The organism is Acidithiobacillus sp. TH-A35 (genome assembly GCF_057473505.1).
Genome location: NZ_JBYCKR010000249.1, coordinates 1 through 11104 on the forward strand (window position 1 = coordinate 1; position 11104 = coordinate 11104).

The window sequence follows — 11104 nt, forward strand, 5'->3', positions numbered from 1 at the left end:
TTCTGCAACATCACCCCGCGTCTGGCGAAATAGTTGACGGTGAGGGTGTCGTCCATATTACGGGCGATATCGAAATAGTAGGGGATGCCGAGGTAAAAGCCGTTGATGGTAGAGCTGCCCACACTAGGGGCAAGAAACCCGGAGTGTCGCTTCAGCGGAAAACTGAGGTAGGGCGTCCAGAATACGGGCAGCCCAAGGACGTCGATTGTAGTGTTGGTGGTAGAGACGTAGTTGTCATTCTGGTTGAGGTCGATGCGGCTGCTCCAGAGTTGCCAGGCCGGTTTTTCGCCATCACAGGTGGTATAGCACGCTTCGTTGAGCTGGTAATGCCCCTTGCTCAGTTCCCTGCCGCTTTCGGCGTGGCCATGACCTTGCTGTGCTTCGAGCAGATAGCGGGGATGGACTACCACCCCCTCGTTGGCATGTAAATGGATGGTGGCCTTGGGGGCGGCGGTCACGATGCCGGGACTGACCATGCGCACATGGCCGTCGGCGATGATCTCGTCACGGGCCTGGTCGTAGTGCACGGTATCAGCATAGACCCGACGATCACCATAGAGTACTTCGACATTGCCGGTGGCCGTCCAGTGGCCGCTGCCAAGGCCGTGAACTTGATCCGCATAGAGCGTGACCGGGCTCTCTGCGGCCGCGGCGATGGCCATTCCGGGTGCCAGCAGTGCGCCCAGCAGAGCCAGGCGAAGGCTGGAACGCGAGGCACGGCGACTTCTTTCCGGGCGGATTGGCCGGGGTCGGGATTTTCCGATGCTGTGCAGAGGACTTTTCATGGAGGCCTAAAATCGCACAGAATGCTTTCATGTCGCAATCTTTCCTTGCATCGAATTTTTCCACTGTGGCGGCGAGGGATTCTCTGTCACCCGCCGCCGCAGACTGGCTCGCGCAGCAGGGCGTGGCGGTGGCGCGGGCGTGCCCCATTCCCGGAGATGCCAGCGGGCGGCGCTATTGGCGTTTGCCGCAGGGCCTGATCTTCATGGATGCCCCGCACCCCGAAGATATCCTGCCCTTTTTGCGGATACAGCACCGTTTTGCCCGCGCCGCCTTGCCGGTACCCAAGGTACTGGCCGCGCAAATGGATCCCGGCTTTGTGTTGCTGGAGGACTTAGGGGAAACGGATCTCAAGGGCGTACTGGATGCCGGTGCGGATATTAATCTGTGGATGCAGCGGGCGATGACCTTGATCCTCAATCTGCAGCAGACCGGGCAGAGACAGACGGCATTGCCTCCCCTGCCATTTTTCTCCCCGACTCGCCTGGGGGACGAGTTGGCCCTGTTTACGGACTGGTACCTGGGCAGGCATCTTGATTTAATCCTGAGTCCTCCGCAGAGGAATTCCCTGCAAACACTTTTTGCCGTGTTACTGGACAATGCCGCAGCGCAGCCGCAGGTCTGGGTCCACCGGGATTTTCACGCACGCAATCTTATTATTCAGCGGGACACCGGGCTATTGGCCATGATTGACTTTCAGGATGCCGTGCGCGGGCCTTGGACCTATGACCTGGCTTCTTTGCTCTGGGATCGTTATTGGGATTGGGGACGGATGCAAAGGGACGCGTGGGCTTTGAATTTTTTGACGGCGGCGCATCAGCATGGTGCCGCCTTGCCGTCGTCCGCGGGCTTTCTGCTGAGTGTCGGGCGTATGGCTCTCCAGCGTAACCTGAAGATTCTCGGCATTTTCTGCCGTCTGGCTTACCGGGACGGAAAATCGAGTTATCTCGATTTCCTGCCGCAATTCTGGGCCTATGTCGTGGATGCCCTGGACGCTGATCCGCAGTTGCAGTCTTATCTGGAGCTTTTTGCCCCATGGCAACCCCCGTTACCCGTGCGATGATCCTGGCTGCGGGTCGGGGCGAGCGGCTCAGGCCGCTTACCGATCATGTCCCGAAGCCCTTGCTGGAGGTTGCCGGCAAACCTCTTATCGTGCGCCACCTGGAGTCGCTGGCTGCGGCGGGCATTCGCGATGTGGTCATCAATGTCGGGCACCTGGGTGATGCGATCATGCAGTCTTTGGGTCAAAATTGGCAGGGATTGAGGATCACTTACAGCGATGAGCGTGAGGGCCGCCTGGAGACCGGCGGCGCTCTTGTTCGCGCCCTGCCCTTATTGGGGAACAGCCCTTTTTTGCTGGTGAATGGCGATATTTGCACGGACTTTCCCTGGGCGCAGCTTTGCCAGCCTTCCCTTGCGCGCGTGCATCTGGTGCTGGTGCCTAACCCGATGCAGCACCCGCAGGGAGATTTCGCATTGTCTGCCGGCATGGTGGCTTTGGCGGGCGAAGAACGTCATACTTATGCAGGCATCGCGCGTCTTGACCCGGAGTTGTTGCGGGGCTTTCCCGAGCAGTCGGCTCCTCTGGCCCCTTGGCTGCGGCAATGGATTGCAGCAGGTGTGGTGGAGGGGACCTTGTATCAAGGAAAATGGACGGATGTAGGCACACCAGAGCGGCTGCGGGCGGCTCAACGTGATTGTGCGGAGGCCGCGCATGGACTTTGATCCGGCTGCGATGACGGCGGCGGTTAGTGTGGATGCCGACTTGCGCGACCGCTGGCGCCGGGAGTGGGGCTTGCTCATGGACCTGGCGGTCTGGGGAGATCTGCGCAGCAGCCAGATCGGCTTATCGGGCAAGCTGCACAAACGAGTGCTGGAATTCGGGGAACGCCTGCGCTCCTATGGAAGTGACCGGAGTTGGATTCCGCACCCCCGGGAACAAATCAAGAATGCCCTGAGCACCAGTCTGCAGGCCCGTGAATCGCTGGAAAAGGTCAGCGAAATTATAGACCAGTTTAGCGACGGGGCAGACCTTGCCGCCTTACGGGCGGTGTGGGAGGCGGTAAGTGCTGCGTTGATGGCGGACATCGTCATGCGTGAAGAGCGATTGGTGCAGTTGTTGAACCAGCAGTATCAGGAAGAAGTGTGATCCAACCCTATTCAGGTTAACCGGCATATTTATGAAGATTGTGTACGCCTTGGTTGTTATCGGTGCTCTTGCGCTCTTTGCCTTGCTCTTATGGTGGGCACGCGGGCAGGTAGGCGATGCTGCAGCCCCCCTTGACAGTACGGGTTGGTACGCCCGGCATCCTGACGCGCTGGCTGCCGAAAATCTGAAATGCTGGAAATTACTGCAGAACGCTTCATTTGCGGATGTGGACAAGATCATGACCGCGTACCCCCACTGTCGTGCGGTCTATGAAGCCATCCAGAGGCAGACTCCCGCCCATGCGAATTGACGGCTGCCGGTGACTGCATTGACCGTAACGCCAGAAAGTCTGCTGGCCACCGGCCGGGATGTGTTGCGCCTGGAGGCGGCGGCGGTGGCGGCACTGGAAGCACGTCTTGACGCGGATTTTGTGGGAGCTTGCCAGCTCCTGCTGAACTGCCCCGGGCGTATCGTCGTCAGTGGCATGGGTAAGTCCGGGATTATCGCCAAAAAAATCGCAGCGACTTTGGCCAGTACTGGCAGCCCCGCCCTTTTTCTGCATCCCGCCGAAGGCAGCCACGGCGATCTGGGTATGCTCACCCGTCAGGATTGCCTGCTCGCGCTCTCCAACTCCGGGGAAACCGCCGAACTTCTGGCTATTTTGCCGGTGGTCAAGCGCCTCGCGGTGCCCTTGATCGCCATGACCGGTAACCCGCAGTCCACCCTGGCGCGCAGTGCCGCCGTACATCTCAATTGCAGTGTGGCGCGAGAGGCCTGCCCTCTCAACCTTGCGCCTACGGCGTCGACGACAGCAACCTTGGCCATGGGTGATGCCCTGGCCATGGCGCTTTTACAGGCGCGCGGTTTTTCGGCAAATGATTTCGCCCTGTCTCATCCCGGTGGCAGCCTCGGCAAACGCCTGCTGCTGCGGGTGCAGGATGTGATGCACCGAGGCGCCAGTCTGCCCAAGGTACAGGAGGATACGCCGTTATGCGAAGCAGTCTTGGAAATGAGCAGCAAGGGGCTGGGAATGACGGCAGTGGTGGATGCAGAGGACCGGGTGCTGGGGATTTTTACCGACGGTGATTTACGCCGTGCCTTCGCGCGGCGCCAGGATATCTGGGAACAGCCCATGGCTGAACTGGCTCATGCCAAGCCGGCCACTATTACTGCCGAAGCCCTTGCTGCTGAAGCTCTTGCACTGATGGAAAATAAGCGCATCGGCGCGCTTCTGGTCACCGATGGCGAGGCGCGGCTGATTGGCGCGTTGAATATGCACGATTTGCTGCGCGCAGGCATCGTATGAATGAATTGATGTCACCTGACACAGATTTGTTGACGCGCGCTGCCGGGGTCCGCCTGCTGATTCTGGACGTGGACGGCGTGTTGACCGATGGCCGCTTGTTTTTTGACGATGATGGCAAGGAGAGTAAAGCCTTTCATGTGCGGGACGGTTACGGCATCAAGCTTGTGCAGGAACGGGCTATAGAGGTTGCCATCATTACCGCGCGCTATTCCCCGGCAGTCGCCCATCGCGCCCACGATCTGGGCGTCAAGCGGATTCATCAGGGCTGTTTGGACAAGAATCTGGCCTACACGGAGCTCAAAATCGCCCTCGGCCTGGATGACGCCGAGGTGGCTTATATGGGAGATGATCTTATTGATCTGCCCATTCTTACCCGCGTTGGTCTGGCGACTGCTCCGGCTGATGCGCACCCGGAGGTCGGTTGTCGAGTACACTGGCAGAGCGTGCAACGGGGCGGTCGTGGTGCGGTGCGGGAGCTCTGCGAGCTGATTCTGCAGGCACAGGGGTACTGGCCAGCAGTCATCGCCAAGGCTGTTGGAGCGCTGTCTTGATCACCAACCAATCCGAGAGCGGGCCATGTCGCGTAAGTTGATACCGGGTTTCCGCGCCCCTGGCTTGGGTCTGTCTCTGCTGCTGCTGGTCCTCGCGGCGCTGGTGTGGTGGTCCTGGCCGCAGCATCCCCTGCCCCTGCCGCCCATTGACTGGCATGGTCAAATCCATAAGGGGGATCAGGCGGCCGAAGATGTGGTCATGCGCCAGTACACGGCAACCGGGAAACTGGATTTGCTCGCCACCGCCCAGACAGCCTATCACGAGCCGGGCGTCGATCAGACCATACTTAGGCAGGTTACCGTTGAGCGGTTCAAGCCGGGACAGCAGACGCATCTGCGTGCCAATCAGGGCATAGAAGATGGCCACAGCCACATGATTACCTTATGGGGGAACGTTATTGGCACCTTGCAACCGGACACCCGCCTGCTCACCGAAAAGGTGCACTATGATGCGCAAACGGGCATTATTACGTCCAGAGAGCCGGTACGGCTGGAACGGGGCCAAGACTGGATGACCGGGGTAGGTCTTTGGGCTTCGGTAAAAACCCAAGAGGTGAATATTTTGCATGATGTGCGTGGCATGTATGTCCCATAAGCGATTTTCTTTCCGGCGATTCTGGCCCTCCTTGCTTATGGTTGTTTCTGCCACCGCCTCGGCCGCACCGGTTGCGGAGCAGGGGCTGGGCAAAGGCCCTATTCAGATTAGTGCCGACGCGCTGCATGGTGAGAACAAACCGCAGCAGCAGGCCGTCTATACCGGGAACGTGGTTATGACCCAAGGCGACGTGGTTGTACATGCCGATAAACTCACTGTCGTAGCGGTCGGTGGCAAGGTGCAGCAGGCCACGGCGGTGGGAAACCCGGTTACCTTCACCATGCCCAGTGCCCAGCGCCACGGCTATGGTAACACCCTGGTCTATAAACCGGGCAGCGGCGAAATAGTGCTCATCGGCAATGCCCATCTCTGGCAGAAAAAAAACGAGATCAATGGTCAGCAGGTCACTTATTTCCTGCAGACTCAGAAAACCTCCGTCACTGCGGCCCCCGGTCAGCGGGTACAGTCGATCTTCTATCCCGCAGCGGCGGATCACGCCACCAGCGGTGGGAGGCCATGAGCGGCCTGTTGCAGGCGCAATCCCTGTTCAAGTCGTACCGGCGGCGGGCTGTGGTGCGCGACGTTTCGGTGCAGGTGGCCGCAGGCGAGGTGGTGGGACTGCTCGGTCCTAATGGAGCGGGGAAAACCACAACCTTTTACATGATGGTCGGATTGGTGCGTCCCGATCGCGGTCATATTTTTCTGCAACAGCGCGATATCACCGCGCTGCCTATGCACGAACGTGCCCGCATGGGGCTGGGGTATCTCCCCCAGGAGCCCTCCGTTTTTCGCCAGATGAGTGCTGCTGACAATGTCCTCGCCGTGTTGGAAACTTTGCCGTTGAGCAAGGTCGAGCGGCAAGAACGCCTGGAACAATTGCTCAGTGATCTCCATCTCCACCCGTTGCGTGACACCAAAGGGCATAGTCTTTCCGGTGGTGAGCGGCGGCGGGTGGAAATTGCGAGGGCGCTGGCCATGGGCCCGCGTTTTATTTTGCTGGATGAACCCTTCGCTGGTATCGATCCCATTTCTGTGCTGGAAATTCAACGGCTCATCCAGGATTTGCGTGGGCGTGGCATCGGTATTCTGATTACCGACCATAATGTGCGCGAGACATTAGGCATTTGCGAACGCGCCTATATACTGCATGATGGCAAGGTCTTGACGGCAGGTAGTCCACAGGAAATTGTTGATGATCCCATGGTGCGGCAGGTTTACCTGGGAGACCAGTTTCAAATCTGATTTTTGGAAATTATGAAACAAGGCTTAGAACTCAAGCTCGGCCAGCATCTGGCCATGACCCCGCAACTGCAACAGGCGATTCGTCTGCTGCAGTTGTCTACGCTTGATTTGCAGCAGGAAGTTCAAAGCATGCTGGAGAGCAATCCTCTACTCGATGAGGAGGTCGGGGATGAAGGCAGTGGCGGACCAGTCCCGGAGACGCTTGAGCATCCTTCCGAAGACCGTCAACTGGATCTGGCGGCTGAGGATACGCTGCCTGATGAATTGCCTGTAGACAGTCAGTGGGATGATGTCTTTGATCTAGGTACGTCAGGCTCTGGCAGTGGTTCTGACGAAGATATGCCAGATTTTGAATTGCGTAACAGCCACAGCCAAAGCCTGCAGGACTATCTTCGTTGGCAGGCCGATATGACGCACTTTAGTGCTGACGAGCGCAACATGGCGGAGTTAATCATCGACGCCATTGATGAGCGCGGTTACCTGGCGGAAAGCCTGGAAGAACTCGCAGTCAATATGAATGTGCAAGAAGATGCGTTGTTGGCCGTGTTGCTGCGCGTGCAAGACTTCGACCCACCGGGCGTCGGTGCACGTAATCTCAGTGAGTGCCTCTTGCTACAGCTAAAACAGATGGTCGAAGGGGATGCGCCCATATTGCTGGCCCAACGGATTGTGAAGGATCACCTGCAGGCCCTGGCACGTCACGATTACCCGCGTCTGTGTGCGACTCTGGGGGTGGATGAGGAGGCATTGCGTACGGCAATGGCGCTGATTTCCGCTCTGAATCCCAAGCCGGGTGAAGATGTGGGTGCAGAGAGCACCGAGTATGTGATCCCCGATGTGATTGTGCGCTGGACGGGTAAGCGCCTGCGCGTAGATCTGAATCCCGAGGCAATGCCTAAATTACGTATCAACCGTCGTTATGCCGGCATGGCGGGTGGGAAAGATGCGGCGCATAAATATATTCAGGATCAGCTCAACGAGGCGCGCTGGTTTATCAAGAGCCTGCAGAGCCGCCAGGACACCATATTGAAGGTGGCGCGGGCCATCGTCGAACGGCAAAAGGATTTTTTTGCCAACGGGCCTGAATCTATGCGGCCCATGGTCCTGCGTCATATCGCCGAGGCAGTAGAAATGCATGAGTCTACGGTATCGCGGGTCACTAATCAGAAATACATGATTACACCCCGCGGTCTCTATGAGTTTAAATACTTCTTCTCCAGTCATGTGGGTACCGACAGCGGCGGTTCCGCGTCGGCCACGGCGATTCGCGCGCTACTCATCAAGATGACGCAGGCCGAAAGCGCACGTCATCCCCTGAGCGATGCGGAAATTGCCAAGGTGCTGGCCGATCAGGGTATTCAGATTGCGCGGCGGACGGTGGCCAAGTACCGCGAGGCGGCCAATATTCCTGCTGCGAGTCAGCGTCGTCGTTTGTGAGGCGGATGCCGCCGCCAGGGTTTTTTGCCGGCGCCGTTGGCGCTACACTGAGGGCGGACCCCGCGGCGGGACAGGATTCATAACGATCACATCACTTGGGTAGGAGAGCGCTATGCAAATTACTATTACCGGGCAGCACCTGGATTTGACGGATGCCATTAAAAACTATGTCGATGAAAAGATTGGACGCCTCGGTCGTTACTTCGACCACGTCATTAACGCTCAGGTGGTGCTGAGGCACCTCCCCCACGAAAAGCTGACTAACGTCGTAGATATTACGGTCAATGCCCCAGGGCACGTCTTCCATGCCGAGGTACATGATGCCGATATGTACGCGGCCATAGATCTGGTGGCCGACAAACTGGAGGCGCAGGTGCACAGCTACAAGGAAAAGTTGCAGGATCGCCGTAATGATCATCCCGCTGGTTTGGCAGCCATTGCTGAAGTCGACTGAATAGCCATGATGACCCCGCCTCTTTCCCCGACAAACATTCGTATGGATCCGCCCGTGGCCGATGCTGGTGATGTGCTGCAGGCATTGGCGGAAATCCTGGCAGGGTCTACCGGCCTGTCTGCTGAAGGGATTGCGGCGGCCTTGCAAAGCCGTGAGGCGCAGGGGTCCACGGGCATCGGGCATGGGGTGGCTTTGCCCCATGCGCGGTTGGAGGGTGTGAGTCAGGTAGCTGTTGCTGCGCTGCGCACGGCGCAGGGTATTCCGTTTGCGGCGCCAGACGGGTTGGACGTGCGTATATTTCTGGCGGTAGTGGTGCCCAAAGCGGCTGCGACCGCCCATCTGGAGACGCTCTCTGCATTAGCCGCCAAACTCGCGGTGGACGAGGTACGCGAAGTACTGATGAAAACTCCGGATCCGCAGGAGTTTTTTCGTTTGTTGACGAGTCCGGCGTAGTTTGTACCATAAAGCAGACTGGTTACAGCCATGAGTGTCGGGCAAAGCGGCGTTATTGAACGACAAATCAGCTTGCGTCGGCTCTGTGAAGACCTGCAGAGCGAATTGCACTGGCAGTGTCTGTACCAGCCTGAGGAAGACCATCATCTCCGCGGCGATTCCTCGGCGGAAGATGATGTGGGTGGGGCGGCACTGGTCGGGTTTTTCAACTTTATCCGGCCACATGCGGTGCAGATTGCCGGGGGTTATGAGCTAACCTACCTGCGTGCCCACCCAGAGGCTATTACCCAGTTTCCGCCCCATAAGCTGCGTCTGCTCGTTGTTTGTGAGGGTCAGATACTGGATGATCTTCTCCATGAAGATCTGAAAGCCCGGCACATTGCCGTGATGACGACGCCAATGGGCGCAAAAATGGTGCTGGCAGCGGTGCAACACTACCTGCATCGGGAGCTGGCGCCCCGCCAGCAGGTGCATGGCGTACTGGTCGATGTGCTGGGGATCGGCTTGCTTTTGCAGGGCGAGGTAGGGATTGGCAAGAGCGAGTTGGCCTTGGAACTGGTCAGTCGCGGCCACCGCCTAGTGGCCGATGATAGCGTGCTCTGTATCCGTGAAGCCCCGAATGTCCTGACAGGGCACTGTCCGGCTCCGCTACGTAATTTTCTGGAAGTACGTGGTCTGGGTATTATTAACATCCGGGAGTTCTTCGGCGCCGCTGCCATCGTGCGTTCCAAACGTATCCGGCTAGTCGTTGAAATCCAGGATATGTGCGATATGGAAATGGCGGATATCGATCGCTTGCAAGGCAAGGTGGATCACCTGGATATTCTCGGAATCCAATTGCCCCGGTTACGCATGCCCGTTTCTGCGGTGCGCAATTTGGCCGTACTGGTCGAGGCGGCGGCACGCAGCCAGTATGTAAAGGAGTCCGGCGGAGATATGCTCGCGGATTTTGAGGCGCAGGTACAATTGAGTGTCGGGGAAGAATGATGGCGGAGCGGGACTTTATTATCGTCAGTGGTCTGTCCGGTTCAGGAAAATCCACCGTTCTACAGGCCCTGGAGGATCAAGGTTATTATTGTGTCGATAATCTGCCGGCTACCCTGCTGGTGGATTTCGGAGCCCAACTGGCGCGGCGGGATGCCAGTTCCATGCTCGCCGCCGTGAGTATCGACGTCCGTAACCGCGAGTTTCTCGCGGCTCTGCCACAAGCGTTGGCCGATCTGCGCGAGCGTTACGCTCTGCGCCCGCGCATCCTTTTTCTGGAAGCGGACGAGGGTACGTTACTGCGCCGTTTCAGTGAGACTCGCCGTCGTCATCCTCTCACCGATGATCTCGCGGCAGCCTTGGGCGAATCTCTGCTCACGGTGTTGCGGCGTGAACGCGAGATGGTCCAACCCCTTGCCGATGTGGCCGACAAGCGCCTCGACACCTCCCAGATCAATACCCACCAGTTGCGTTTGCGGGTGCAGGCATGGAGTCTGGCGTCTCATCATTACAGTGGCCTGGTCTTGTTATTGCAGTCTTTTGCCTTCAAAAAAGGCCTTCCTTTGGATTCCGACTTCGTTTTTGATCTGCGCGCACTGCCCAATCCCCATTACAGTCCTGAACTGCGCGCCCTGACCGGTCGTGACGCGCCGGTGCGTGATTTTCTGGAGAAGGCTCCAGAGGCGGGCCGCGCTTTCAATTCGTTGCGCAGCTTCCTGCAGGCATGGCTGGCGCCTTTTGCGCAAGAGCACCGCAACTATGTGACGGTTTCTCTGGGTTGTACCGGGGGGCAGCATCGCAGCGTATATATGGTGGAGGCATTAGCGCAAGTGCTTGCCGGAGAAGGACAACGTGTCCTGATCCAGCACCGGGAACTGGGCATTACCGAGACGCTGACATGATTACCATCGTGCTCCTGACCCACGCGGGACTGGGTGAGGCCTTTGCCGCCGCACTCCGGCATATTTTCGGATCTGTGCCTCCCGCCTTGGAGGTGCTGGAAATTTTGCCTGATCAGACGCCGGAGGAAGGCCGTCGGCGTTTGTGGAGGTTGTTAGAAAAAACAGGTGACAGTGATGCCATATTGATTCTGAATGATCTCTATGGTGCCACCCCCGCTAATCTCATTCCGGCTATTCTCCCGGAAGGC

General features: G+C 58.2%; 16 protein-coding genes. 15 read left to right on the forward strand and 1 reads right to left on the reverse strand.

Translation table 11 applies throughout. The features are described from left to right. Positions 1 to 785: LPS-assembly protein LptD (locus tag AC2VNK_RS08330; RefSeq protein WP_486883438.1), on the reverse strand; the 785-nt coding region annotated here is incomplete at its 3' end. A 29-nt stretch (positions 786 to 814) separates the two neighbouring features. Between AC2VNK_RS08330 and AC2VNK_RS08335 the strand changes: the two genes are divergently transcribed. The 15 genes from AC2VNK_RS08335 to AC2VNK_RS08405 form a co-directional block, all read left to right on the forward strand. Further along, positions 815 to 1846 carry an aminoglycoside phosphotransferase family protein gene (locus tag AC2VNK_RS08335; protein WP_486883439.1) on the forward strand — a complete coding sequence of 344 codons (1032 nt, stop codon included), beginning with the start codon at positions 815 to 817 and terminating at the stop codon, positions 1844 to 1846. Then, entirely contained in the window at positions 1819 to 2508 is a 690-nt protein-coding gene (gene murU / locus AC2VNK_RS08340; RefSeq protein WP_486883440.1) for an N-acetylmuramate alpha-1-phosphate uridylyltransferase MurU, read from the forward strand. Before AC2VNK_RS08335 ends, murU begins: the two co-directional genes overlap by 28 nt. Further along, complete coding sequence (locus tag AC2VNK_RS08345; protein WP_486883441.1) at positions 2498 to 2932, forward strand: hypothetical protein; 435 nt, start codon at positions 2498 to 2500, stop codon at positions 2930 to 2932. The genes murU and AC2VNK_RS08345 overlap by 11 nt, the downstream gene beginning before the upstream one ends. Before the next feature lie 31 nt (positions 2933 to 2963). After that, positions 2964 to 3242 (forward strand): hypothetical protein, encoded by a 279-nt coding sequence (locus AC2VNK_RS08350; RefSeq protein ID WP_291520546.1) that lies wholly within the window; start codon positions 2964 to 2966, stop codon positions 3240 to 3242. Between the two features lie 9 nt (positions 3243 to 3251). Next, on the forward strand, positions 3252 to 4238 hold the full coding sequence (locus tag AC2VNK_RS08355; protein ID WP_486883442.1) for a KpsF/GutQ family sugar-phosphate isomerase: 987 nt from the start codon (positions 3252 to 3254) through the stop codon (positions 4236 to 4238). Beyond that, positions 4235 to 4789 carry a KdsC family phosphatase gene (locus AC2VNK_RS08360; protein ID WP_291520550.1) on the forward strand — a complete coding sequence of 185 codons (555 nt, stop codon included), beginning with the start codon at positions 4235 to 4237 and terminating at the stop codon, positions 4787 to 4789. The genes AC2VNK_RS08355 and AC2VNK_RS08360 overlap by 4 nt, the downstream gene beginning before the upstream one ends. Positions 4790 to 4814: 25 nt before the next feature. Then, on the forward strand, positions 4815 to 5384 hold the full coding sequence (lptC, locus tag AC2VNK_RS08365; RefSeq protein ID WP_291520552.1) for an LPS export ABC transporter periplasmic protein LptC: 570 nt from the start codon (positions 4815 to 4817) through the stop codon (positions 5382 to 5384). After that, positions 5374 to 5904, forward strand: a complete 531-nt coding sequence (lptA, locus tag AC2VNK_RS08370; RefSeq protein WP_291520555.1) for a lipopolysaccharide transport periplasmic protein LptA — start codon at positions 5374 to 5376, stop codon at positions 5902 to 5904. Before lptC ends, lptA begins: the two co-directional genes overlap by 11 nt. Continuing rightward, positions 5901 to 6626, forward strand: coding sequence for an LPS export ABC transporter ATP-binding protein (gene lptB, locus AC2VNK_RS08375; RefSeq protein ID WP_291520557.1), 726 nt, complete (start codon positions 5901 to 5903; stop codon positions 6624 to 6626). The genes lptA and lptB overlap by 4 nt, the downstream gene beginning before the upstream one ends. A 12-nt stretch (positions 6627 to 6638) precedes the next feature. Further along, positions 6639 to 8063, forward strand: coding sequence for an RNA polymerase factor sigma-54 (locus AC2VNK_RS08380; protein ID WP_291520559.1), 1425 nt, complete (start codon positions 6639 to 6641; stop codon positions 8061 to 8063). Between the two features lie 112 nt (positions 8064 to 8175). Beyond that, positions 8176 to 8517, forward strand: coding sequence for a ribosome hibernation-promoting factor, HPF/YfiA family (gene hpf / locus AC2VNK_RS08385; RefSeq protein ID WP_291520561.1), 342 nt, complete (start codon positions 8176 to 8178; stop codon positions 8515 to 8517). 6 nt (positions 8518 to 8523) lie between these two features. Further along, entirely contained in the window at positions 8524 to 8970 is a 447-nt protein-coding gene (locus tag AC2VNK_RS08390; RefSeq protein WP_291520563.1) for a PTS sugar transporter subunit IIA, read from the forward strand. 30 nt (positions 8971 to 9000) lie between these two features. Next, on the forward strand, positions 9001 to 9957 hold the full coding sequence (hprK, locus tag AC2VNK_RS08395; RefSeq protein WP_291520565.1) for an HPr(Ser) kinase/phosphatase: 957 nt from the start codon (positions 9001 to 9003) through the stop codon (positions 9955 to 9957). Then, positions 9957 to 10856 (forward strand): RNase adapter RapZ, encoded by a 900-nt coding sequence (gene rapZ, locus AC2VNK_RS08400; RefSeq protein ID WP_291520586.1) that lies wholly within the window; start codon positions 9957 to 9959, stop codon positions 10854 to 10856. The genes hprK and rapZ overlap by 1 nt, the downstream gene beginning before the upstream one ends. After that, positions 10853 to 11104: PTS sugar transporter subunit IIA (locus AC2VNK_RS08405; RefSeq protein ID WP_486883443.1), on the forward strand; the 252-nt coding region annotated here is incomplete at its 3' end. The genes rapZ and AC2VNK_RS08405, both read left to right, overlap by 4 nt.